This is a genomic window from Desulfuromonas sp. KJ2020 (assembly GCF_024197615.1).
GTDB lineage: Bacteria > Desulfobacterota > Desulfuromonadia > Desulfuromonadales > SZUA-540 > SZUA-540.
In genome coordinates, this window is sequence record NZ_JAKUKE010000003.1 from 533954 (window position 1) to 558529 (window position 24576).

Sequence of the window (24576 nt, forward strand, 5' to 3'; positions counted from 1 at the left end):
CCACAGCCCGTATTACGCTTTACGTGTGACCCATTACCGTTTTAATGGAGAAGTTGAAATGATTGTACCTGTCGTCCTTTCGGGTGGTTCGGGAAGCCGCCTCTGGCCTTTGTCGCGGGAAACGTTTCCCAAACAGTTCATCGCTCTGGTCGGCGACCAGACCATGCTGCAGAGCACGGTGACCCGCCTGGCGAATGTCGCCGATCTGTCCTCGCCCGTGGTGGTTTGCAATGAAAGGCACCAGTTCATGGTCGCCGATCAGTTGGCCGAAGTGGGCAAATCCCCCTCGGCCATCCTGCTTGAGCCGGTGGGCCGCAACACCGCGCCGGCGGTGGCCATAGCCGCTCTGGAGGCCCAGGCTGATGGCTACGATCCCGTTCTGCTGGTGCTGCCCTCTGATCATGTCATCCCTGACAGCGCGGCCTTATGTCAGGCGGTAGAAACAGGCAAGGCCCTGGCCCTGCAAGGCAAGCTGATTACCTTCGGCGTGGTGCCTTCGGCGCCGGAAACGGGCTATGGGTATATCAAGGCGGGCGAAGCGCTTGAAGGGGGCGATGATGTGACGCCTCACGCCTCGCGCCTCACGCCTTACCAGGTAGACCGCTTCGTCGAAAAGCCCGACCAGGAGACGGCGCAAGGCTATCTCGCCGCTGGCGGCTATTACTGGAACAGCGGCATGTTCATGTTCAAGGCGTCCCGTTACCTGGAAGAACTGGAGCGTTTTGCGCCTGACATGGTCTCCGCCTGTCGCGAGTCGCTGGCGTTGGCCACGAAACACCGAAATATTGTCAATCTCGAGGCGGATGCCTTTGCCGGCTGCCCCAGCGATTCCATCGATTATGCGGTCATGGAAAAAACGGCGGCGGCGGTGGTCGTTCCCCTTGAAGCCGGCTGGAACGATGTGGGCTCCTGGTCGGCGCTGTGGGAAGTCGGCGGGAAGGACGAAAACGGCAATGTCCGGGTTGGCGATGTTCTGGCCCTGAAGACACGAGATTCGTATCTCCACGCCGAAAGTCGCCTGTTGGCGGCGGTGGGCGTGGACAACCTGGTGGTCGTGGAGACCGCGGATGCCGTGCTGGTCTGCCCGAAAGACCAGGTGCAGGACGTCAAGGAGATCGTCTCACGCTTGAAAGACAGCGGGCGGGATGAAGCCGTCCTTCATAGCAAAGTGTATCGCCCCTGGGGGGCGTATGAATCCATCGACCGGGAAGAACGCTTTCAGGTCAAGCGCATCACCGTGAATCCGGGCGCCCGGCTGTCCATGCAGATGCACCATCATCGGGCGGAGCACTGGGTTGTGGTCAAAGGAACCGCTCGCATCACCAAAGGGGAGGAGGTGCTGATTCTGACCGAAAATCAGTCGACCTATATCCCTCTTGGAGTGACGCATTGTCTGGAGAACCCCGGTAGAATCCCTCTGGAACTGATCGAGGTCCAATCGGGGAGTTATCTGGGAGAAGACGATATCTTGCGTTTTGAAGATATCTATGGGCGGTGTTGAGGGCCGTGAGGCCTTATTGTGCCCTACTGGTCACGTTTTACGGATGACGACTCACCGCTCATTAAAGGGTCACTGATGACAAACAACAAGATAGAAATGACGGCCTTTAAGGCCTACGATATACGGGGAAGGCTGCCGGACGAACTGAACGAAGAGATCGCTTACCGCATCGGCCGGGCCTATGCCCACTTTCTGCAGCCACAAAAGGTGGTGGTCGGCCGGGATGTGCGCCTGAGCAGCGAAAGTCTGTGCCGTGCCCTGGCCGAGGGGCTGACGGACGGCGGCGCAGATGTCTTCGATATCGGCCTGTGCGGTACGGAGGAAATCTATTTCGCGACCTTTCATGCCCGGATGGATGGCGGCATCATGGTGACGGCCAGCCATAATCCCATGGATTACAACGGCATGAAACTGGTGCGCGAAGGCTCGCGCCCCATCAGCGGCGATACGGGCCTGCACGATATTCGTCGTCTGGCCGAAGAAAATGCCTTTGGTCCGGTTGCCCGCAAAGGAGCCGTTGTGCCGCTGGACATCAAACCGGCTTACCGCGAGCATTTGTTAGGCTATGTCGAGGTGGCGCAGCTTAAATCTCTGCGGGTGGTGGTCAATGCCGGTAACGGCTGTGCCGGACCGGCTATCGATCTTTTGGAGAGTTCCCTGCCTTTTGACTTCGTCAAGGTGCATCATGAGCCTGACGGGTCTTTCCCGCATGGCATTCCCAACCCCCTGCTGCCGGAAAACCGGGCCGCCACAGCCGAAGCTGTTGTTTCTAGTAAAACCGATGTCGGCATTGCCTGGGATGGCGACTTTGATCGTTGTTTTCTTTTTGATGAACGGGGTGAGTTCATCGAAGGCTATTATATTGTTGGACTGTTGGCCGAAAGTCTTCTGGCCAAACATCCCGGCGCCCGCATCATTCACGATCCCCGTTTGACCTGGAATACGATTGAAAAGGTAGAGGATGCCGGCGGCATTGCGGTGTTGAGCAAAACCGGACACGCCTTTATCAAGGAACGGATGCGCCGGGAAGATGCCATTTATGGCGGTGAAATGAGCGCCCACCACTACTTTCGTGATTTCGCCTATTGCGATAGCGGCATGATCCCCTGGCTGCTGGTGCTTGAGTTGATGTGTCGTTCCGGTAAACGGCTGTCCGCGTTGGTGGGGGAAGCCATGGCGCGCTTCCCCGCCAGTGGGGAGATCAACCGCCGCGTGGAAAAGGCGCCTGAGCTCATCGCGACCATTGAAAAACAGTATGCCCCTCTTGCCGAGCGCGTCGACCATACGGACGGGGTCAGCATTGAATTCAGGGATTGGCGCTTCAACCTGCGCTCTTCCAATACCGAGCCGGTTTTGCGACTTAATGTCGAGTCCCGTGGTGATGTGGATCTGATGAGGCGGAAAACCGATGAACTCCTGGCTCTCATTGACGCCTGGAGCCCTTAAAGACAGGCTATCCCCATGTTGAGACAGCAGGCGCGACTGTTTACCCGTCTTACCATGCTGACCGACGCTCTCACGCTGGCGCTGGCTTTCGCCATCGCCTATGTGATTCGCGACCGGATCGGTGTCGGACTTCAGAAGCCCATCGAGTATCTCTGGGTGTTTCTGGTGGTGGCGCCGGTGTGGTTTTATCTCCTGACCAAGCACGGGTTTTACCAGTCTATTCGGCGCCTTTCCCTGTTCGACATTATTTCCCGCGTGGCCAGCATTCACCTGATGGGCGGCATGGCCGTCGCCTCCCTGATCTATTTTCTGGATCGGGATCAATACAGCCGCAGTCTTTACCTGTTTTTTCTGCTGCTTTCCTTGGCGCTGTTCTCCGCCCAGAAGATGTTGGTCAGAACCCTTCTCGGGATTTTACGCCGTCGCCGGTTCAACATCCGCCATATTCTGGTGGTCGGGACCCAGACGAAGGCCCGCCGCTTCTGCCAGCTTGTCGAAAGCCACAAGGACTGGGGCCTGGAGATTGTCGGGTTTGTGCAGGTGGCTCCGGGGATTTTGCAGGAACGGGTGGAAGGCTATCCTGTTCTCGGTCGGGCCGACGACTTGATCCCTATTTGCAAAAAAATCCAAGTGGATGAGGTGGTGTTCTGCATCCCCAAGGATTATGTGGTGGGCGCTGAACCTTATCTGCATGACCTGGAGGAGCTGGGAATTACCGTGAGAATGGTGATGGATTTCTTTGAAGAATCTTTTTACCGCAAGGAAATCAGCCTGTTTCACAACGAACTGCCCATGCTCACCTATTATCCCAAGGCCTTCGATGCCCAGCAGCTTTTTCTCAAGCGCCTGCTGGATGTGGCGGGGGCGCTGGCCGGGCTGGCGTTTACGGCTCTCATCTTCCCTTTTGTCGCCTTGGCCATCAAGCTCGACTCCCCGGGCCCGTTGCTCTTCGGCCAGGAGAGGGTGGGGGAGGGCAACCGAATCTTTTGCTGCTGGAAATTTCGTTCCATGCACATCGACGCCGAAGAGCGTAAAAAGGAGCTGATGGCCCGGAACGAGATGAAGGGGGCCATGTTCAAGATGAGAGATGACCCGCGCGTCACGCGGGTCGGCAGGTTGTTGCGCAAGACCAGCCTCGATGAACTGCCGCAGTTCTGGAATGTGCTCAAGGGGGAGATGAGCCTGGTAGGGACCCGGCCGCCGACGCCCGCCGAGGTGGAGCAGTACGAAAACTGGCAGAGACGGCGGATCAGCATCAAGCCCGGGATGACCGGCATGTGGCAGGTCAGCGGCCGCAGCGCCATCGAGGATTTCGACGAGATTGTCCGTCTCGACCTGCACTATATCGACCACTGGAGCCTGTGGCTGGATATCCGCATCCTGTTCAAGACGATTGCCGTCGTTGTTGCCCGCAAGGGGAGTTGCTGACGTCTTTTTTGCTCACCACCATGACAGCAAGACAATCCCTTCTATGGCTAAGAATTTCTTAATGTCGTGATGTCGTGGTGGTGAAAAGAACTTTTCGCCTGAATGGCAGCAAAGCCTTGGGTTTTTATAACGAAATATGGTAAGAAAGGGCTGTTTTCCTGCTGCCCTTTTTTGTTTCCGTGAAAGGATTTAGATTATGCATATCACCGTGGTCGGAACCGGCTATGTCGGGTTGGTGACCGGAGCCTGTTTTGCCGAAATGGGCAATACGGTTACCTGTGTTGATGTCGATAGGAACAAGATTGAGCGTTTGAAGCAGGGGATCATCCCCATTTATGAGCCAGGCCTGGATGATCTGGTGGAGAGCAATGTCCGCGAAGGGCGTTTGCAGTTCACTACCGAGTTAGCCGCGGCCATGGCGGATTCTTCCGTCTATTTTATCGCCGTGGGCACGCCTCCCGGTGAGGATGGTTCGGCCGACCTGCAGTATGTGCTGGCCGTGGCCCGTGAGATTGGCCGCCATATGCAGGACTACTGCGTGGTGGTGGACAAGTCGACGGTGCCCGTGGGAACGGCGGACAAGGTGGCGGCTGCCATCCACGAAGTACTGGCGGAACGCGGGTTGTCCATTCCCTTCGACGTGGCCAGCAACCCCGAGTTTCTCAAGGAAGGTTCGGCGGTGGCTGATTTCATGCGTCCCGACCGCATTATAATCGGCACGGAGAGCGAGCGGGCCAGCGAGATGCTGCGGGAACTCTACGCGCCTTTCAACCGCAATCACGAGCGCACACTGTTCATGGGGGTGCGCGACGCCGAAATGACCAAGTATGCCGCCAACGCCATGCTGGCCACCAAGATTTCTTTCATCAACGAAATCTCCCGGCTGTGCGATGCCTTCGGGGTCGATGTGGAGAATGTGCGGCGAGGGATCGGCTCGGACAGTCGTATCGGCTACTCCTTTATCTATCCCGGCTGCGGCTATGGTGGTTCCTGCTTTCCCAAGGATGTCCGCGCCCTGATCCGCATGGCCGAAGAGGTCGACTTCGATTCCATGGTGCTGCGTTCGGTTCACAGCCGCAACGAGGCGCAGAAGCATGTGCTGTTCGGCAAGATCACCGAGCGTTTCGGCAGCGATCTTTCTCATCTGACTTTTGGCCTGTGGGGACTGGCCTTCAAACCGGAGACGGATGATATGCGGGAGGCGCCCGCCGAGGTCCTGTTGCATGAGCTGATTGGCGCCGGTGCCAAGGTGAAAGCCTATGATCCTGTGGCCATGGACATGGCCCGCAAGGTGCTGCCGGCCGACTGGTTTGAAAATGGCCGGCTCACGCTGGTGAAGAACCAGTATGAGGCTCTGGCCGGAGTGGATGCCCTGGTGCTGGTGACAGAATGGAAGCCTTTCCGCCACCCCGATTTCAACGCCATGAAGCGGGCCATGAAGCAGGCGATCATCCTTGACGGCCGTAACCAGTACGAACCGGCGATGGTGAAGAAGGCCGGTTTTGAATACAACGGCATCGGGAGACGCTAACATGGGGGTGACGGGTCAAGAGCCTGCCGGGAAACGTTTTCTGGTCACCGGTGCCGCCGGCTTCATCGGTTTTCATGTCTGTCAGGCCCTGCTGGCGCGTGGGGATGAGGTCGTCGGCCTGGACAACCTCAACGACTATTACGAGGTGCAGCTGAAGAAGGACCGTCTGGCCCAGCTCGAGGGGCGGGCCGGTTTTGCCTTTGTGCGGCTCGATGTGGCCGACCGTGCCGCTATGGCGGCGCTTTTTGCTCGGGAGCGCTTCGATCGGGTCATCCACCTGGCGGCCCAGGCCGGCGTGCGCTACAGTCTGGAAAATCCCCACGCCTACGTCGACAGCAACCTGGTCGGTTTCATGAACGTTCTGGAGGGCTGTCGCCACAGCCAGGTGGGGCATCTGGTGTACGCCTCGTCGTCCTCCGTCTATGGCGCCAATACCCGCATGCCCTTTTCAGTGCATCACAACGTCGACCACCCCGTCTCCCTCTACGCTGCCTCGAAGAAGGCCAACGAGCTGATGGCCCATACCTATGCCCATCTCTACGGGCTCCCCTGTACCGGCCTGCGCTTCTTCACCGTGTATGGCCCCTGGGGACGGCCGGATATGGCCCTTTTTCTCTTTACCCGCGCCATTTTGGCCGGGCGGCCTATCGACGTGTACAATCACGGGAAAATGCGGCGTGATTTCACCTTTATCGACGATATCGTCGAAGGGGTGGTACGTACGGCCGATCACGTGGCCCGGCCCAATCCCGCCTGGGACAGCGATCGCCCCGATCCCGGCACGAGTCGGGCGCCGTATCGGATTTACAATATTGGCAACAACCAACCGGTGGAGCTGCTCCATCTGATTGAGGTGCTGGAGAGAGCTCTCGGCAAAAAATCGGAGAAAAACCTGCTCCCCATACAGCCCGGGGATGTGCCGGCCACCTTCGCTGATGTCGAGGCTTTGGTGCAGGATGTCGGTTTCAAACCGGCGACTTCTATTGAGGACGGCGTGGAACGGTTCGTGCGCTGGTATCGCCACTACTACAACGTCTGAGGATGCAACGATGATTAAAAGCATGACCGGCTATGGCAAAGGCCAGGCCGAACAGGAGGGTTTGTCCCTGAGCGTGGAGATTAAATCGGTCAATCATCGCTACGGGGATGTGACCATCAAGGCGCCGCGCTCGATGATGTCGCTGGAGATGGAGATAAAAAAGAGCGTCAGCGAAAAGCTCAAACGTGGCAAGATCGATGTCTTCATCACGCAGGAAATCAACGGCGGGGGCGTCATGGCGCCGGCCCTGAATCGTCCTCTGGCCGCTGCCTATGTAGCCCTCTTCGAGGATTTGCGCACGGAATTTCCGGTGGATGGTGGCATCCCCCTGTCCCTGCTGGTGTCCCAGAAAGAGGTGGTCACCCTGAGGGAGGGGGATCTGCCGCCCGAGAGTCTGAAGGCCTGCCTGGACAGCGCCTTAGCCACGGCCTTGCAGGCCCTGGAGGCGATGCGAACGAGGGAAGGGGAAGCGACCCTGCGTGACATGGAGGCGCGGCTGGAAGTGGTGGAGAAGCTGCTGGCAGCGGTGGAGGAGAGGGCGCCCCTAGTCGCGACCGAATGGCAGAACAAACTGAAGGAGCGTATTGCCCGTCTGGCCGGTGAGGTCACCGTGGATGAGCAACGATTGGCCCAGGAAGTCGCCGTTTTTGCCGACCGCTGCGACATCAGTGAGGAACTGGTACGCTTTCGCAGCCATCTGAACCAGTTTCGCAGCCTCTTCAACAGCGACGAACCGGTCGGCCGTCAGATGGATTTTCTGGTGCAGGAACTCAACCGTGAGGTCAATACCATGGGCTCCAAGTCCAACGACGCCGAGTTGACCCGGCAAGTCGTGGCCATCAAAGCTGAACTGGAAAAGGTACGCGAGCAGGTGCAGAATGTCGAGTGAGTATCCGATCGAGTGCGCCGCGAAGTCCACGGCTCCCAAAGAACCGGAGGGCGCGGGCAGTCTCTTCGTTATCTCCGCTCCTTCGGGGGCTGGAAAGACCTCACTCTGCAAGGAAGTCATTGACTTTTTCCCTTTGCTGCGGCAGTCTGTTTCCTACACGACTCGCCCCATGCGGCCGGGGGAAGTAGACGGCATAGACTACCATTTTGTGACCGCCGAGGTCTTCGCCGCCATGGTGGAGCGGGGTGAATTCGCTGAATGGGCCGAGGTCCATGGCAACCGCTATGGTACGGCGCTTTCTACTTTGGCCGAGGCGATGACGCAGGGTGAGGATGTCCTGCTCGATATCGATTGTCAGGGCGCGGAGCAACTGCGTCAGACCTGCCGACAGGCGGTGTTCATTTTCATTCTGCCGCCGAGTCTCGATGAACTGATGCGACGGCTGCAGGGACGCCAGACAGACAGCGAAGAGGTTATCCGCCGGCGTCTGGCTAATGCCCGTCATGAAATCGCCCAGGTGCCGCTGTACGATTTCGTCGTGATCAACGATCAGTTCGCCACCGCCCTGGAGCAACTGAAGGCCATCATCGTGGCAGAGCGTTGCCGGGTTCGTCGGTATCCGGGACTGGTCGAGGATATACTGACTCAAGACTTTACCTAAAAAACTGTGGGATCGTCCGCGATTCCATTATTTCGCCTCAGGAGAACGTATTCATGGCTCGTATTACCGTTGAAGACTGCCTTAAAGAAATCCCGAACCGCTTTCTGCTGGTTATGATTGCGGCCAAACGCTCTAAACAGCTGTACAAAGGGGGAGCCCCCCTGATTGAAAACAAGGCCCGCAACAAGAAGGTTGTTTTGGCCTTGCGCGAGATTGCCGCCGGCAAGGTGGATTACGAAATTCCCACCCGCAAGAAAAGCTAGCTCCTTTTTCCTTCCTGACTCTACGCGCCCGACAGGCTCTGATTGCCTGCCGGGCGCATGTCGAACCTGAGCCGGGTAGAGTCGTCATGATCCAGCCAGCAGAAATCCTCAAAAAAGTACAAGCCTATCATCCCGGTGCCGATCTCGACCTGTTGCGCCGTGGCTGCGAATTCAGCACCCGCATTCATCAGGGGGTTAAGCGCCCGTCCGGAGAGCCCTCCCTGGCCCACGTCCTGGAGGTCGCGCATATTCTGGCCCAACTGCGCATGGACGTGGCGACGGTGCTGACCGGCTTGCTGCATGACACCCTCGAAAATTCCCTTGTCTCCCTGGAGACGCTGCGGGAAGAGTTTGGTGAGGAAGTGGCCACGCTGGTGGATGGTGTCACCAAAATCGGCAAAATGACCTTCCGGACCAACGAGGAGCGGCAGGCGGAGAATTTTCGCAAGATGCTGCTGGCCATGGCGCGGGATATCCGGGTCATCCTTGTTAAACTGGCTGACCGGCTGGCCAATATGCGGACGCTCGATCTCCAGCCGGAGCCAAGGCGCCGGTTGATCGCCCAGGAAACGAAGGATATCTATGTGCCTCTGGCGAATCGCCTGGGGATCAGCTGGATCAAAAGCGAGCTGGAAGATCTGTCCCTGCGCTATCTGGAGCCCAAGACCTATCGGGAGCTGGCCGCCGGCATTGACAAGCGGATCAAGGAACGGGTCAAGTATGTCAATGACGTCAAGGGCATTATCCATAGGAAACTGCAGGAGAATGGCATTGTCGGTGAGGTGAGCGGCCGCTCCAAGCATCTGGCCTCGGTGTACAACAAGATGCTGCGGCAGGGCACCGATCTCGATCAGATTTACGATCTCATTGCGTTTCGCATCATCGTGCCGTCGGTGCGGGACTGTTATGCGGTGCTCGGCATCATCCACTCGACCTGGAAGCCCATTCCCGGGCGATTCAAAGACTATATCGCCATGCCCAAGGCAAACCTCTACCAGTCGTTGCATACGACGGTCATGGGGCCTTTCGGGGAGCGCATGGAAGTGCAGATCCGCACCGAAGAGATGCACCGTATCGCCGAGGAAGGGATCGCTGCCCACTGGAAATATAAAGAAGGCGGCAGTACGCCGGCCGCCGCCCGCGAAGACCGAAAATTCGCTTGGCTGCGCCAGTTACTGGAATGGCAGCAGGAACTGGACGACAGCCGCGAATTCATGTCGACGGTCAAGATCGATCTTTTCCCCGAAGAAGTGTATGTCTTCACCCCCGACGGCGACGTCAAAGAACTCCCCCGTGGCTCTACCCCCGTCGATTTCGCCTATAGTGTACACACCGATGTCGGGCACCATTGTGTGGGCTCGCGCGTCAATGGCAAACTGGTCCCGCTGAAGACACCGCTCCACAACGGGGACATCGTCGAGGTCATCACCTCGCAGAATCAGACGCCGAGCAAGGACTGGCTGGCCTTTGTGCGCACCTCCAAGGCGCGCAACAAGATCCGGCAATGGGTCAAAACCGAACAGCGCGAGAAGAGTATTGAGCTCGGCCGCGATCTGCTCGAAAAAGAGCTGCGCAAGTATGGTTTTTCACTGAAGAAGATGGCCGTTTCGCCGGAAATGGCCCATGCCGTTGAGGAGCTGGGCTTCAAGCGGGTAGACGACCTGCTGGCCGCCCTCGGTTATGGTAAGGTTTCCCTCGGGCAGGTGATCGGCCGTGTCGTGCCCCAGGAAAAACTGCGGGAAGAACGTCCCGCCCCGGGGCGTTTCGAGAAAGTCCTGGAAAAAATCCGACGAAAGCCGTCGAGCGCCCTGAAGATCGACGGCATCGAGGATATCCTGGTGCGGTTTGCCAAGTGCTGTAATCCCCTGCCCGGTGACCCCGTCATCGGTTTCATCACCCGCGGCCGGGGCGTGACCGTGCACGCGGAAGACTGCCCCCATGCCATGGAAGGGGATCCGGAAAGGCGCGTCGTGCTGGAGTGGGATCGCAAGAAGAAGACCACCCGTCCCGTCAAGATCCGCGCCTACTGCCAGGACCAGAAGGGGATTCTCGCCGGTATCTCCGGCGCCATCAGCAATTGCGAGGCGAACATTATCACCGCCAGTGTTCATTCGACCCCGGATCACAAGGGGGTCAACACCTTTGAGGTCGACGTGCAGGATCTCGATCATTTGAATCGGGTGATGGCGGCGATTCGCAAGGTCAAGGGCGTCTACAAGGTCGAGCGCATACGAAATTAAAGCATTAAAAAGAAGGGGATGATGATGAAAAAGATTGAGACGGACAGCGCTCCGGCGGCGATCGGACCCTATTCCCAGGGGGTGGCGGCGGGTGATTTTGTCTTTTTCTCCGGCCAGATTCCGCTGGAGCCCGTGAGCGGAGAACTGGTTCCCGGCGGCATTGGCAAGCAGATGCGTCAGGTCATGGCCAATATGGGTGCGGTGCTGGCGGCGGCCGGTCTCGATTTTTTCCACGTCGTCAAGACCACGATTTATCTGACGGATCTGGGGGATTTCGCCGTGGTCAACGGGATCTATGGGGAATTCTTCTCAGGGACCTATCCGGCCCGCGCCACCGTGCAGGTGGCAGCCCTGCCCAAGGGGGCAGCCATCGAGATCGAGTGGGTGGCTTTCCGAGGCTAAAAACAGCCGGACGGATACAGAAGAGAAACAAAAAAGAGGGGCCCCTGAACCAGGGTGCCCCTCTTTTTTGATGATTTCGGCAACGGTGCAATCAGACAGGTTTGGTTACTGCTCCGGAACGGATGCAGCGGGTGCATACCTTGACGGAACGAACGGTGCCATTGCTGATGGTTTTAACCTTCTGCAGATTGGGAAGCCAGACTTTGCGCGTTTTGTTATGTGCATGGCTGACATTGTTGCCAGTAGTACGACCCTTGCCGCAAATTTCACAGACCTTAGACATGGTAATTTGACCTCCTGGAAGTTTCGAACGCCAATTGTTATCACGCCTTGCGGCGTATTGCAAGAAATTTTTGCCTCGTTATTTTGAAAAGAAAAGACGGTTTTCCGTTGCTTAAGAAGACCTGAAAGATTTGCCGCCACTGAGCCTCTCAGCTACGGCATAGCCCACCAAGATCTCGCCGGAGGGTCCGAGTGCAGGCCAGACGCCCAGGCCCTGAGCCAGCAGCAGATTGCCCTTGAGCTGGACGGGATTCACCAGGCCCGGCAGCGGGGTGGCGAAAAGCGGTTTAGGTAGGGCAGGGGTCCCCTCTGAGGAAGGGGTTTCGGTGAGAGACAAATCGATAAACGGGAAAATGGAGGTAAGCTCTTCCCGCAAGGCGCTAGGCTGGATGGCCTGGGAGGTCGGAGCGGTTACCGTTTCGATAAGGCAGGTGCGCGGGCTGGTGGCCGTCAGGGTTAGCCTCACCGTTGAAGATGCTCGCCAAATCATGCGACGAGCCAGCATGGGCGAGAGGCGGTTTATGGGACTGGTCATAAAGGACGCGGGCAGAGGTTCGGAAGTGGGCCGTTCAAAGGGTGGGGGCAGCAGCCGAGCACCGCCCAGACTGCCTATAACAAAATGGTCGGCGGAGCAGACGGCGCCATCTTTGAGGGTGAGGTTGTGCAGACGGCGACCTTCTATATTCAGCGACGCGACATTGGGCAAATCCAGAGCATCCCCGTGGAACTGATCAAAGCGGTGCAGCAGCAGTTCTTCCAGGCCGGAAGTGGAGACGGTTTCGTGTTGCCGGATCCAGCTCCAGAGCAGGGCGCCCTCCGCCAGGGATAGCCTTCCTATCGGCTGACCCGAAACCCCTTCGAATAGCGCTGTGAGCGATTCGGTTGCTGGTGTTGTTCCCAATGATTGGGTCAGGACGGCGTCGAGCGGTTTTTTAAAAAGCCTGAAAAGCCCTCTTACGCGTAGATTAGTGTGAAGAAGGCGACCCGCCAAGGCAACTTTGCGGCTTTGCCAGAGGCTGCGCTCCAGACGTTCACCTTTGCCGGCCAACTCCTTGAGCAGATTCGCGACCTGTTCATGCTGATCGGGAAATTCGCGAATGAGCTCTTCCTGTTTGGAATGACGTCCGTGGATTTCCCAGCGGGACTGAGGGGTTAGAATCTGTAGAGGGCGGGCGGCGGTGGCGCAGGAGCGACCGCCAAGGGACAGCAGCAGCTGCTGTAGATGCAGGGAAGAGAAAAGCCAGGGTGAGGGCGTATAGGATTCTCGGCAGAAGACAACCTTGTGGCCCCGGCGTGCGAGCAGTGCGGCCGCCACTCTTGCAGCCAGGCTTTCGCCCAGAATGGCAATGTCGTAGTGTTTCTGTCTCACGCCGACCTCTTACACCTTATGTCCCGGGAACCTCGACGGATGGGTTGGTCAAGGCACTGTCCGGTGGGGTGAGGGGCGGCAGGATGCGAACACGGCGGCCTTCAATATGCAATCTGCCCTGGGCGAAAAGCTGGATGGCCTGGGGGTAGATCCGGTGTTCCTGCTTCAAAATGCGGGCCGCCAGGGTCGCCTCGGTATCATCGTCCAGAACGGGTACGACGGCCTGAATGATGATCGGGCCGGTATCGACGCCATTGTCGACGAAATGGACGGTGCATCCGGAAAACCGGGCGCCGTATTCGATTGCTTTCCGTTGCACGTGAAGGCCGGGAAAAGCTGGAAGCAGAGCCGGGTGGATATTCATGATGCGAACGGGAAAGGCGTCCAGCAGAACAGGGGTGATCAGGCGCATGAAACCGGCAAGAACCACCAGGTCGACGTGCGCTTCCTGCAGGGCATCCACCAGGGCCTGGTCGTAGCTTTCGCGGGACTCGTAGTCGCGATGATTGATGCAGCGGCAGGGGAGGCCGGCCTGGCGAGCCCTTTCCAGAGCGCCAGCCTCAGGGTTATTGCTGATGACCAGGACGATTTCAGCGTCAATGGAATGATCAAGGCAACGGTCGATGATGGCCTGCAGGTTCGTCCCTCCGCCTGAAGCGAGAGCGCCTATGCGTACTTTCTGTGCCACGGTTTCCCCTGCATGTAATTGAATGGTCAAGATGTTTTAGGTTGCCGGCAACGGTTCAGGTCAGTTTCACCTGTTCGTTGCAGTCGGAGCATTTGGTAATTTCGCCGATCAGGTAGGCTTTTTCCTGCAGCCCGCCGAGACGGCCCAGAATATCCTCGGCTTCGACTGCCGGTACGATAAGGACCATGCCGATACCGTAGTTGAAGGTCCGGTACATCTCGGTTTCGTCAATGTTGCCGCCCTGGCGCAATACTTCAAAGATGGGAGGCTTGGGCCAGCTGTCTTTTTGAAGAATCGCCTGGCAGTTTTTTGGTAAAACGCGTGGGATGTTTTCGAGGACGCCGCCCCCGGTGATGTGGGCCATGCCCTTGATCTGGAAGTCGCGTATCAGATTGAGAATCGCCTTGACGTAGATGCGCGTAGGGGTGAGGAGGGCCTCTCCCAGAGAGGTCTGCAGTTCATCCAGGCGACTGTCGACCGACAGACCCATTTTGTCAAAGAATACTTTGCGGGCCAGGGAATAACCGTTGGAATGCAGGCCGCTTGAAGCAATGCCGATGATGGCGTCGCCGACGGTGATGGTGGAGCCGTCGATGATTTTGTCGTCATCGACCACGCCGACCGTAAAACCGGCCAGGTCGTATTCTCCCTCACTGTACATGCCGGGCATTTCGGCCGTTTCGCCGCCGATAAGAGCACAACCCGCCTGCACGCAGCCCTCGGAAATGCCCTTGACGATCTCCACGGCTTTTTCAGGGGAGAGCTTGCCCGTGGCCAGGTAGTCGAGGAAAAAGAGGGGTTCGGCCCCCTGGACGATGATGTCGTTGACGCACATGGCCACGAGGTCGATGCCCACCGTGTCGTGTTTGTCCATCATGAAGGCCAGTTTGAGCTTGGTTCCCACGCCATCGGTCGAGGAGACCAGCGTCGGCCTCTTGTATTTGTCGGCATGAAGAGAGAAAAGACCGCCAAAACCACCGATATCCGTTTTGACCTCGGGGCGTGTCGTGGCTTTGACGAGGGGTTTGATCATCTGTACAAAACGATTACCGGCATCGATGTCTACGCCGGCGTCCCTGTAGGTAATTTTGTCTTTCTGGCTCAATGCGGCAGGCTCCTTGATGGTGAAAAGTGGCCCCTTTGTAAATCAATGATCCCCCCTTGTCAATGGCAATCTGCCGCCCGGTGACCGGGGCCGCATTAGTTCTTTACAGGGGGTTGAGGGGTGCATTAAGATAGCGGGCCACGACATGGGGCGGTAGCGGCGGTGCTTCGGTAAATGATCTCCGCAAGGTCATCATTTTATCTTATTTTGCCTTGATGTCACGGCAATTTTTTCCTCTGTGTCATACCGTTCTGCCGGTGTGTTTTCTCCTTGCAGGGAGTATGCGATTGGACCACGTTTCTATCCGGCCCATGACGCCCCAAGATCTGGAAGAGGTTCTGCATATCGAAGGCTTGTGTCAGGCTCGCCCTTGGTCAGTTGCCTCTTTTTTGGCTGAACTAGACAACCCGCACAGCCGCATCGAGCTCCTCTTTATGGAGGATCGTCTGGCGGGTTTTCTCTGCTCCAGTCTCGTGTGCGGCGAGATGACCATCCTCAATGTGGCGACCCACCCCTCGTTTCGCCGCCGGGGAGTCGCGGCCAGACTGCTCACGCATGGGCTCGAACAGGCCAGGCAAGTCGGTCTGGAAAAGGTTTTTCTGGAGGTACGGATTAACAATGTCGGGGCCATCGCCCTTTATCGGCGTTTCGGCTTTCGGGAGATTTCCCGTCGCCCCGGCTATTATGCCGATGGCGAGGACGCCCTGGTGATGCAGCGTGATGAAATATAGTCAGAGTCCGGTTTTTTAGGAACCGCTCGGTTCCAACCGGCGATTAACAGGAGAGATGAGTAGGTATGAAGAATTACAAAACCGTAGTGCTATCCAACCAGGAAATATCCACCGGATATTACCGCATGCGCATCCTGGCGCCCGGTTTCGGCAGCAAGGCCAAGCCCGGCCAGTTCCTCATGTTCCGGGTGCAGACGTCCTTGCCGCCCCTGCTGCGGCGTCCTTTCGGCATCTTCCGCACCGGTTTTCTGCCAGCCGACTGCGATGGACAGGCTCCCAAGGAGTTTGTGGAAATTCTCTACAAAGTCGTCGGACGTGGCACGGACATCATGAGCAACCTGCAGGTGGGCAGCAAGGTGGAAGTCCTCGGTCCCTTGGGGCGCGGCTTCGATATGGGGGTTCCCGGGGAACAGAAGATTCTGGTGGGCGGCGGCATCGGTCTCGTACCGCTTTACATGCTGGCCAGGGAGTTGACCCGGAAGAGTTCTGTGCGCCTGCTGATGGGCGGGCGAACACGAGAAGATATCCTGGCCGTGACCGAATTTGAACGCTTGGGGGTCGAGACCTACGTGTCTACCGATGACGGCAGCCTGGGAGAAGAAGGCCTGGTGACCCAGGTGCTTTTGCGCAAACTCGACAAGTATCCCAACGCCTCCGTCTATGCCTGCGGACCGATGCCAATGATCGAAGCGGTGCAAGAGATCTGTGCCGCGCGCGGGGTGCCCCTGCAGGTGTCGCTCGAAGCCCTTATGGCCTGCGGAGTCGGTGCCTGTCTCGGTTGCGTGGTCAAAGGCGCCGGCCACAGCGAGGCCAGCCCGCGCTATCTGTGCTCCTGCAAGGAGGGGCCGGTCTTCCGGGCGGAACAACTGGATTGGACGAAACTGGGGCAGGAGCCCGGCTATTGTGAGGGATGCAAGATATGAGCGGAAAAGCCAGAGAAAACGGGATGAAGAACAAGCGCCCCAGCCTGGCGGTGGAGATCGCCGGCATCAAGCTAAAGAACCCGGTCATGCCGGCTTCGGGGACCTTCGGGTACGGTGAAGAATATGCGCCCTTTATTGACCTGGAGCGCCTCGGGGCCATTGTGACCAAAGGGCTGTCGCTGGCGCCCAAGGCAGGCAACCCCACGCCCCGCATCGCAGAGACCATCAGCGGCATGCTCAATGCCATCGGCCTGCAGAACGTCGGCGTGGACGCCTTCATTCAGCATAAGCTCCCCTTTCTGCGGGAGATCAATACGCCGGTCATCGTCAACTTCTTCGGCAACACCCTGGACGAATACGGCGAGGTGGCCCGGCGGCTTTCCGATATTCCCGAGGTGGCCGGGGTGGAGCTGAACATCTCCTGCCCCAACGTCAAGCAGGGCGGCATCGTCTTTGGTACCGACCCCAAGGCGGCCTCCGAGGTGGTCGGCCTGGTGCGAAAGCACCTGAAAAAGCCCCTGATCGTCAAACTGACTCCCAATGTCACTGACATTTCGGTCACGGCCCGGGCCGCGGAAGAGGCAGGGGCCGACGCTATCTGCTGCATCAACACCCTCACCGGCATGGCCGTGGACGTCAAGACCCGGCGGCCGCGCCTGGCCAACAAGACGGGTGGGCTTTCGGGGCCGGCCATCCGGCCGGTGGCGGTGCGGATGGTCCATCAGGTGGTGCAGGCCGTCAAAGTGCCCGTCATCGGTGTCGGCGGTATCATGCGTCCTATGGATGCCCTGGAATTTCTGATCGTCGGGGCTAAAGCCGTGCAGGTGGGAACCGCCAACTTTGTCGATCCAGCTGTTATGATGACCATTATTGACGGCATCGAGGCTTTCTGTGTGGAAGAGGGTATTACGGATATCCATCAGCTGATAGGCAGCTTGCAGCTCTAAGGCGCACCGGGGGAACATGGAGGTTATCACCACCCACGTCAATGCCGATTTCGACTGTCTAGGCAGCATGATCGCCGCCAGGCGTCTCTACCCGGAGGCCCATCTGATCTTTGCCGGGGCCCAGGAGCGGAATCTGCGTGAATTTCTGCAGGAAGACGGGGTGGTGGACCCGGCCCTGTTCAAGCGCGTAAAGGATATCGATCTGGACCAGGTCACCCGGCTTATCCTGGTGGACGTGCGTCAGTCCGACCGCATCGGCCCTTTCGGCGAAGTGGCCCGCCGGGAGAAGGTGGAACTCCATATCTACGATCACCATCCGGCTGGCAACGCCGATCTCAAGGGCGTGGTGGAGCACATCGAGTCGGTTGGCTCCACCGTGACGGTTCTGACCGGTATTTTTCAGCAGCGGGGTATCGTGCCAACGGCTGAGGAGGCGACCATGATGATGCTCGGCCTCTACGAAGATACCGGCAGCCTGCTCTTCAGTTCCACCACCACGGACGATTACCTGGCCGCCGCTTTTCTCCTCTCCCATGGCGCCAACCTTAACACGGTCGCCGATTTTCTCACCCAGGAACTGACCGCCGACCAGGTGGCGCTGTTGCATGATCTGATTGAGTCCCGCACGATTCTCCACATCGCCGGTGTCGAAGTGGTTGTCGCCCAGGCCTCGGCGGATCACTTTGTCGGCGATCTCGCCGTGTTGGCCCATAAGCTTATGGACATGGAAGGGACGCAGTCGCTTATCGTGGTCGCGCGTCTGGGCGGCCGGGTCTTCATGGTCGGACGCTCCCGGGCACCTGAAGTCGACATGGGACAAATTTTCTCCCGCTTTGGTGGCGGCGGCCACTCTTTTGCCGCTTCGGCGACCGTACGCGACCTGACTCTTCTGGAAATCGTCGATCGTCTGCCCGCCGTGTTGCAGCAGCATGTTCAGCCTCGCTGGGAGGCGCGCCACCTGATGTCCTCGCCCGTCAAAACCATCGCCAAAGACGCCAGTATGCGCGAGACACGGGCCATTTTCACCCGCTATAACATCAATGCTCTTCCCGTGGTGGACGATCACCGGGTGGTCGGTCTGATCACCCGCCAACTGGCGGACCGGGCCGTTCACCATGGCCTGGCTGAACAGCCGGTCAGTGACTATATGACCGGAGATTTCTTTGAGGTCGATCCTCACACCCCCATCGCCGTACTGCAGGAACAGTTGATGGAGCGCAATCAGCGCTTTGTCCCGGTGGTGGAGGAAGGCCGTCTGGTCGGCGCCATCACCCGTACCGATCTTCTGCGCCACATGATTTCCGGCGCCCGCGCCTTGCGCACCGGCACCGAGGCGATCGACACCCTCGTTGGCGGCGGTGGCCTCAAAAAACGGCGGGTGGAGCGCATGCTGGCCGATCAGTTGCCCCCACGCATTCAAGACCTTCTGCGCCGGTTCGGGCGCATCGCCGATGAACAGGGGGTCAGTATTTTCGCTGTCGGCGGCTTCGTGCGCGACCTGCTCCTGCAGCAGGAAAATCTCGATATTGATATCGTCGTCGAGGGCGATGGCATCGCCTTTGCTGAAGCCTGCGCCATTGACCAGGGCTGCCGCATCCGTTCTCACAAGAAGTTCGGCACGGCGGTGTTGATTTTCCCCGACGGCTTCAAGCTGGATGTCGCGTCGGCCCGCATGGAATATTACACCTCTCCCGGCGCCCTGCCTCAGGTCGAGCACGCCGGCATCAAGCTTGACCTTTATCGACGCGACTTCACCATCAACACCCTGGCGATCGCGCTGAATGAGGCCCATTACGGCGAACTTATCGATTTCTTCGGCGCCCAGAAAGATCTCAAGGAAAAGGCCGTGCGTGTCCTGCACAGTCTGAGCTTTGTCGAGGACCCGACGCGGATTTTCCGTGCTATCCGTTTTGAGCAGCGCCTCGGTTTTCATCTCGGTGTTCACACCCAGCAGCTGCTCCAGAGTGCCGTGCGCATGGGGTTTCTGGCCAAAGCGGGGGGGCGTCGCCTCTACAACGAATTGGTCATTATTCTCAAAGAGGCGGCGCCGTTGCCGGCTTTGCTGCGCATGGGAGAGTTCGGCCTGCTCCAGCGCCTGCAGACCGGGCTCGAGGTGAACCCTGCCATTCGCCAGCTTTTCGAGAGAGCTCCCCGCATTCTGAACTGGTACGAACTGCTCTATACTGGGGAGACCTGCGAGGCCTGGCAGGTTTATTTCCTCTGCCTGCTTTCCGAGCTTGATCATGCGGCCGTACGCGGTTTCTGTGAACGTCTGGATATCCCACCCAAGCCGCGGCAGGTGTTTATGGAGGAGCGTCGGGAAGGTCATCGTGTCCTGCAACTGCTGGAACGCCGCCACAGCCGCAAATCAAGCCCAGGACCCGTTGACTTGCACCGCTGGCTCGAACCCCTCTCCACCGAAATCCTGCTCTTTCTTATGGCCCGCGCTTCCTGCGAAGAAGTGCGTCGCTGGATCTCCCTTTTCGTCACCCAGCTGCGCGAGATCTCGCCGCTGCTCAACGGACATGACCTGCGCCGTCTCGGTATTCCGCCCGGCCCCGAGTACAAAACGATCCTCGCGGCGCTGCTCAAGGCCCGTCTTGCCGGGCGCGTGGTTACCCGCGAGGATGAACTGGCCATGGTGCGCAAGCGTTTTCTGTTACAGGATGTCGACGGCAACGAATAATCGCCTTTTCATCGGGGTCCACGGCTGACTCGGGTCGGGATTCGTTGACTTGCTCTGCCGTATCTGTTAAGAAATTTTACCCTTGCTCTCGAAACGGATCTGCCGACATGGAACAAATACTGGTCAAAATTTCGATCATGCTGGTCCCCGCCTTGCTGGCGGTTACCATGCATGAGTTGTCCCACGGCTTTTTTGCCGAAAAGTTCGGTGATCCCACCGCCCGCCTTTTGGGCCGGCTGACTCTCAACCCTCTCAAGCATCTCGACCCTATTGGTACCCTGGCCCTGCTGTTTTTCGGTTTCGGTTGGGCGCGTCCCGTCCCCGTTAATTTCAACAACCTCAGAAATCCCAAGCAGAATATGATCTGGGTGGCGCTGGCCGGTCCTCTGAGCAATTTTGCCCTGGCGTTGCTTTCGGCGCTGCTCCTGCGTGGCCTCGCTGTGGTCGCCGAGCTGAAAGTTCTGGAAGGAACCCTGCTGCAGGCGGCCTTCGAACCCATCGTGCTCATGGTGTCCTTCAGCCTGCTGATCAATGTCATTCTGGCCGTTTTCAACCTGATTCCCGTGCCTCCGCTGGATGGCGGCCGCGTCTTGACGGGCATCCTTCCCAAGAAACAGGCCGATATGCTGGCCCGACTGGAGCCTTTCGGGTTTGTTATCATCATCTTCGTGGTGTTCTTCACCGATGTCTGGCGCGTTTTTCTGTATCCCCTCATCTGGTTCGTGGTCGACAAGCTGGCCGGGCCCCAGGTGGGTGTGGTGGAATACGTCATGCGTTTCCTGTTCGGAAACTGAGGCGGCTGCTTCATGGCCTATCAGGTAAAAATCGAAAATTTCGAAGGCCCCCTCGACCTGCTTCTTCATCTCATCAAAAAGAACGAGATGGATATCTACGATATCCCCATGGCGGAGATCACCGCCCAGTATCTGGCCTTCATCGACGCCATGAAGAGTCTCAATCTCGATGTGGCCGGCGAGTTTCTGCTCATGGCGGCGACCTTGATCCATATCAAGTCCCGCCTGCTGCTGCCGGCCAGCGAGGAGGAGGATCTCGAGGAGGAAGAGGAGGACCCGCGCGCCGAACTGGTTCGCCGCCTGCTGGAATACCAGAAATACAAGGATGCGGCCGAGAGGCTCGATGCCTTTCCGCAACTGCAGCGGGATGTCTTTGTGCGGGATTTTGTCGAGCCGGAGGCCGAGCCGGCGGCGGAGACGGAGTTCGAAGCCGTGGGTATCTACGAGCTGGTCGAGGCTTTTCGGCGGTTTCTGCAGGAGCACCCCGAAGCGCCCGTGCACGAGGTCGATACGGAGCGGCTTTCCGTCACGGAGCGTATCCATGGCATTCTGGATCTCTTTAGCCAGCGGGAAAACCTGCTCTTTACCGAACTGTTCAGTCAGAAGCCCGACCGGCATGAGATCGTGGTCACCTTTCTGGCCATGCTCGAATTGGTCAAGCTGCGCCTGATTCGCCTGATGCAGAACGAAAAACATGGTCCTATCTGGCTCTATCCGTCTGAGGATGGCGGCGACCGGGCGACCTGGCCTGTGGATGAGGAGACCCTTGGATACCACTGAGATCAAGACTATCGTGGAGTGTCTTATTTTTGCCTCCGAGGCGCCCATCAAGGCGGAGAGGCTGGCGGAAGCGCTCGATGTAAGCAAAGAGGCAGTTGTGACGGCCTTGGGTGAGCTGATGCGTGACTATGAGTCCAGGCGGCGCGGCTTTTGCCTGCTGGAGGTGGCCGGCGGCTACCAGTTCCGCAGTCGTCCCGAATATGCGGAATGGGTCCGGCGCCTGCAGAAGAACCGGCCCTTCAAGTTTTCCCGGGCGGCCCTGGAGACCCTGGCCATCATCGCCTACCGGCAGCCGGTGACCCGGGCCGAGGTCGAATATCTGCGGGGTGTCGATTCGGGCGGCGTCGTCAAAACCCTCCTCGATAAACATCTCATCCGCATCCTGGGTAAAAAAGATATCGCCGGTCGGCCTCTGCTCTACGGTACCACAGCCGAGTTTCTTCAGGTATTCGGCCTGGCCGATCTCTCCAGTCTGCCTACCCTGAAGGAGTTCAGCGAACTGACCCCTGAAACGCTGGAGACGGAAGGGGCGCGCCTGGAAGACGATTCGGGGCATGGCTGGCCCGAGGACGAACTGGATGAATAAAGGGGCCGCCGAAAGGCTGCAGAAGATCATCGCCGCCGCCGGACTGGCTTCCAGAAGACAGGCGGAGAAATGGATCGAGGCGGGGAGGGTGACGGTGAATGGCCGTCCCGCCAGTCTGGGTGACACGGCCGATCTGTCCCGCGACGAAGTGTCTGTCGACGGCAAACCGCTCACCCGGCCGGACCGCCGCACCTATATCCTGCTCAACAAACCGGCCAAATACCTGACCTCCCTGCGGGATCCTCAGGGGCGCCCCCTGGTCACGGACCTGGTGCGTGAGGTGGGGGCCCGACTCTTTCCCGTCGGACGACTCGACTTCATGACCGAAGGGTTGCTCATTCTGACCAATGATGGCGACTTTGCTCAGCGTCTGGCTCATCCCCGCCATGAGGTGGACAAGACCTATCTGGTTCGCGTGCGGGGGGCGCTGACCACTTCGGCCCAAAAGCGGCTGCAGGAGGGTGTCGACCTGGAGGATGGGCGTACGGCGCCAGCCCGGGTCGAGCGGGTGCGGCAGTCCGGCAGTCACACCTGGTTTGAAATCACCATCCATGAAGGACGCAATCGACAGGTGCGGCGCATGTGCGAGGCGGTAGGGTACCCGGTCAGCCGCCTCAAGCGCACGCGCCTGGCTTTTCTCGATCTCAAGGGCATCCCTCCCGGCCAGTTTCGTCACCTCACCCCGGCCGAGGTCAGCCGTTTGAAAAAGCTCTGATCTCTGGCATACTTGAGCATTCAATTCTTGCTTCAAAACACCTGCCCATGAGGGAGCCTTTATGGAAATTCGCCTTGATTACACCAATATGATGGCTGATGCCGTGGGAGAGAAGCAGGGGATTCACGAGGCGGATCTCCACGCCCTGGAACCCAGAACTCTGGAGATCCATCGCCAACTGATGGCGGCCCGTCAACAGGGGAGTCTGCCTTTTTACGACCTTCCTTTTGACCGCCGCACGCTCGATGAAGTTGTCGCCCTGGCGGCGGATCTGCGCCGGGATTTTGACGACATTGTCGTCCTGGGCATCGGTGGATCTGCCCTCGGCACCCTGGCGCTTTTCCGGGCGCTGCGTCCTTTTCACCATAACTTGTTGTCGCCGGGTCAGCGCGGCGACTTTCCCAGACTGCATGTTCTGGACAACGTCGACCCCGCCGGGGTGGCCCAGACCCTCGATCTGCTCGATCCGGTGCGCACCGTTTTTCTGGTGATCAGCAAATCGGGCACCACCGTCGAGACCATGAGCCAGTTCGCCATTGCCCGTCAGTGGGCTTCCGAAGCCTGCGGTAATGAGGTCAACCGCCACTTCATCCTTATCACCGATCCGGACAAGGGGGTGTTGCGACGGCTGGCCGACGAACAGGGCTATCGTTCTCTGCCCATCCCCGCTGGAGTCGGTGGGCGTTTTTCCGTTTTTACGCCGGTTGGACTTCTCCCCCTGGCGGCGGTGGGTGTCGATGTGCAGGAACTTCTGGCCGGCGCGGCGGCCATGGAGAAACGGGCCACCCTGGAGGATTTCCGCAAAAATCCCGCCTATATCAACGCCGCTCTGCAGTATCTGGCCTATCGCAAGAATATGCCTATCTCCGTCATGATGCCCTATAGTGATGGTCTGCGGGACATGGCCGACTGGTATCGCCAGCTCTGGGCGGAGAGTCTGGGGAAAAAATTCGGACTGGATGGCCAGGTGATCCACGTGGGGCCCACCCCTGTCAAGGCGCTGGGAACCACCGATCAGCACAGCCAGGTGCAACTGTATATGGAGGGGCCGTTTGACAAGGTCGTCACCTTTCTGGCTCTGGACCATTATGGCGCCGACCTGACCATTCCCCCCGTCCCGGGCGCGCCCGAACTTGACTATCTGCAGGGGAAAACTCTCGCCCAACTGATTCGCAGCGAACAAAAAGCGACCGCCATGGCCCTGTCCACCAACGGGCGGCCCAACTGTACCCTGACCCTGCCCGATCTTTCTCCGCACTCCCTTGGTGCCCTGGTCTACATGCTGGAGGTGCAGACCGTCTTCGCCGGTGGGCTCTTCGGGGTCGATCCCCTCGATCAGCCCGGCGTCGAGGAAGGAAAGGAATACACCTATGCTCTGATGGGGCGGGCAGGGTATGAGCAGAAACAAGAGGCCTTTGATGACTGGTTTCGGAGCGTTAAGGAGCGATTTGTCTAGGCTTGGTCCCAACGCTGGCTGAAAAGTCCTACTCCTTTGTTTTCTAAAGATAAAATCAGTCTTCTTTGGCCTTGACAGTCCCGGTGGCGATAGTTTAGGTTAGACGGACGCGCC

The 24576-nt window shown here is 58.6% G+C and carries 23 protein-coding genes; 19 read left to right on the forward strand and 4 right to left on the reverse strand.

Annotation, left to right across the window (positions count from 1 at the left end):
* Positions 1 to 58: 58 nt before the first annotated feature.
* From MJO47_RS10795 to MJO47_RS10840, 10 genes are all read left to right on the forward strand, one after another.
* A complete protein-coding gene (locus MJO47_RS10795; RefSeq protein WP_253961132.1) occupies positions 59 to 1501 on the forward strand; it encodes a mannose-1-phosphate guanylyltransferase/mannose-6-phosphate isomerase in 1443 nt (480 codons plus the stop codon).
* A gap of 75 nt (positions 1502 to 1576) precedes the next feature.
* Positions 1577 to 2947 (forward strand): phosphomannomutase, encoded by a 1371-nt coding sequence (locus MJO47_RS10800; protein ID WP_253961133.1) that lies wholly within the window; start codon positions 1577 to 1579, stop codon positions 2945 to 2947.
* Between the two features lie 15 nt (positions 2948 to 2962).
* Positions 2963 to 4375 carry a sugar transferase gene (locus tag MJO47_RS10805; protein ID WP_253961134.1) on the forward strand — a complete coding sequence of 471 codons (1413 nt, stop codon included), beginning with the start codon at positions 2963 to 2965 and terminating at the stop codon, positions 4373 to 4375.
* Positions 4376 to 4571: 196 nt separating this feature from the next.
* Positions 4572 to 5906, forward strand: a complete 1335-nt coding sequence (locus MJO47_RS10810) for a UDP-glucose/GDP-mannose dehydrogenase family protein (RefSeq protein WP_253961135.1) — start codon at positions 4572 to 4574, stop codon at positions 5904 to 5906.
* 1 nt (position 5907) lies between these two features.
* A complete protein-coding gene (locus MJO47_RS10815) occupies positions 5908 to 6945 on the forward strand; it encodes an NAD-dependent epimerase (protein ID WP_253961136.1) in 1038 nt (345 codons plus the stop codon).
* 10 nt (positions 6946 to 6955) lie between these two features.
* Entirely contained in the window at positions 6956 to 7834 is an 879-nt protein-coding gene (locus MJO47_RS10820; RefSeq protein ID WP_253961137.1) for a YicC/YloC family endoribonuclease, read from the forward strand.
* On the forward strand, positions 7824 to 8495 hold the full coding sequence (gene gmk / locus MJO47_RS10825; protein WP_253961138.1) for a guanylate kinase: 672 nt from the start codon (positions 7824 to 7826) through the stop codon (positions 8493 to 8495). The genes MJO47_RS10820 and gmk overlap by 11 nt, the downstream gene beginning before the upstream one ends.
* A gap of 53 nt (positions 8496 to 8548) precedes the next feature.
* Positions 8549 to 8758 carry a DNA-directed RNA polymerase subunit omega gene (gene rpoZ / locus MJO47_RS10830; protein ID WP_253961139.1) on the forward strand — a complete coding sequence of 70 codons (210 nt, stop codon included), beginning with the start codon at positions 8549 to 8551 and terminating at the stop codon, positions 8756 to 8758.
* A gap of 86 nt (positions 8759 to 8844) precedes the next feature.
* A complete protein-coding gene (locus MJO47_RS10835; protein WP_253961140.1) occupies positions 8845 to 10998 on the forward strand; it encodes a bifunctional (p)ppGpp synthetase/guanosine-3',5'-bis(diphosphate) 3'-pyrophosphohydrolase in 2154 nt (717 codons plus the stop codon).
* Positions 10999 to 11016: 18 nt separating this feature from the next.
* The gene (locus MJO47_RS10840; protein ID WP_371926668.1) at positions 11017 to 11400 is read left to right on the forward strand and encodes a RidA family protein; all 384 of its coding nucleotides are present in this window, start codon (positions 11017 to 11019) and stop codon (positions 11398 to 11400) included.
* 91 nt (positions 11401 to 11491) lie between these two features.
* Here MJO47_RS10840 and rpmB read toward each other — a convergent pair whose 3' ends face one another.
* From rpmB to purM, 4 genes are all read right to left on the reverse strand, one after another.
* A complete protein-coding gene (gene rpmB, locus MJO47_RS10845) occupies positions 11492 to 11683 on the reverse strand; it encodes a 50S ribosomal protein L28 (RefSeq protein ID WP_253961142.1) in 192 nt (63 codons plus the stop codon).
* Between the two features lie 111 nt (positions 11684 to 11794).
* Positions 11795 to 13051 (reverse strand): hypothetical protein, encoded by a 1257-nt coding sequence (locus MJO47_RS10850; RefSeq protein WP_253961143.1) that lies wholly within the window; start codon positions 13049 to 13051, stop codon positions 11795 to 11797.
* Between the two features lie 16 nt (positions 13052 to 13067).
* The gene (purN, locus tag MJO47_RS10855; RefSeq protein ID WP_253961144.1) at positions 13068 to 13739 is read right to left on the reverse strand and encodes a phosphoribosylglycinamide formyltransferase; all 672 of its coding nucleotides are present in this window, start codon (positions 13737 to 13739) and stop codon (positions 13068 to 13070) included.
* Between the two features lie 55 nt (positions 13740 to 13794).
* Positions 13795 to 14844 (reverse strand): phosphoribosylformylglycinamidine cyclo-ligase, encoded by a 1050-nt coding sequence (gene purM / locus MJO47_RS10860; protein WP_256502616.1) that lies wholly within the window; start codon positions 14842 to 14844, stop codon positions 13795 to 13797.
* 287 nt (positions 14845 to 15131) lie between these two features.
* Here purM and rimI point away from each other — a divergent pair, with 287 nt between their 5' ends.
* The 9 genes from rimI to MJO47_RS10905 all read left to right on the forward strand — a co-directional run bounded on the left by rimI (position 15132) and on the right by MJO47_RS10905 (position 24462).
* The gene (rimI, locus tag MJO47_RS10865) at positions 15132 to 15575 is read left to right on the forward strand and encodes a ribosomal protein S18-alanine N-acetyltransferase (RefSeq protein ID WP_253961145.1); all 444 of its coding nucleotides are present in this window, start codon (positions 15132 to 15134) and stop codon (positions 15573 to 15575) included.
* 65 nt (positions 15576 to 15640) lie between these two features.
* Positions 15641 to 16498, forward strand: a complete 858-nt coding sequence (locus MJO47_RS10870; RefSeq protein WP_253961146.1) for a dihydroorotate dehydrogenase electron transfer subunit — start codon at positions 15641 to 15643, stop codon at positions 16496 to 16498.
* A 23-nt stretch (positions 16499 to 16521) separates the two neighbouring features.
* On the forward strand, positions 16522 to 17445 hold the full coding sequence (locus tag MJO47_RS10875; protein WP_253961881.1) for a dihydroorotate dehydrogenase: 924 nt from the start codon (positions 16522 to 16524) through the stop codon (positions 17443 to 17445).
* A gap of 16 nt (positions 17446 to 17461) precedes the next feature.
* The gene (locus MJO47_RS10880; protein ID WP_253961147.1) at positions 17462 to 20131 is read left to right on the forward strand and encodes a CBS domain-containing protein; all 2670 of its coding nucleotides are present in this window, start codon (positions 17462 to 17464) and stop codon (positions 20129 to 20131) included.
* A gap of 107 nt (positions 20132 to 20238) precedes the next feature.
* Complete coding sequence (locus MJO47_RS10885) at positions 20239 to 20925, forward strand: site-2 protease family protein (protein WP_253961148.1); 687 nt, start codon at positions 20239 to 20241, stop codon at positions 20923 to 20925.
* Between the two features lie 12 nt (positions 20926 to 20937).
* Positions 20938 to 21705 (forward strand): ScpA family protein, encoded by a 768-nt coding sequence (locus MJO47_RS10890; protein WP_253961149.1) that lies wholly within the window; start codon positions 20938 to 20940, stop codon positions 21703 to 21705.
* Positions 21692 to 22291: an SMC-Scp complex subunit ScpB gene (gene scpB, locus MJO47_RS10895; protein ID WP_253961150.1), complete on the forward strand. Its 600-nt coding sequence runs from the start codon at positions 21692 to 21694 to the stop codon at positions 22289 to 22291. The genes MJO47_RS10890 and scpB overlap by 14 nt, the downstream gene beginning before the upstream one ends.
* Positions 22284 to 23006, forward strand: coding sequence for a pseudouridine synthase (locus MJO47_RS10900; RefSeq protein ID WP_253961151.1), 723 nt, complete (start codon positions 22284 to 22286; stop codon positions 23004 to 23006). Before scpB ends, MJO47_RS10900 begins: the two co-directional genes overlap by 8 nt.
* Before the next feature lie 61 nt (positions 23007 to 23067).
* Positions 23068 to 24462, forward strand: a complete 1395-nt coding sequence (locus MJO47_RS10905) for a glucose-6-phosphate isomerase (RefSeq protein WP_253961152.1) — start codon at positions 23068 to 23070, stop codon at positions 24460 to 24462.
* Positions 24463 to 24576 lie beyond the last annotated feature (114 nt).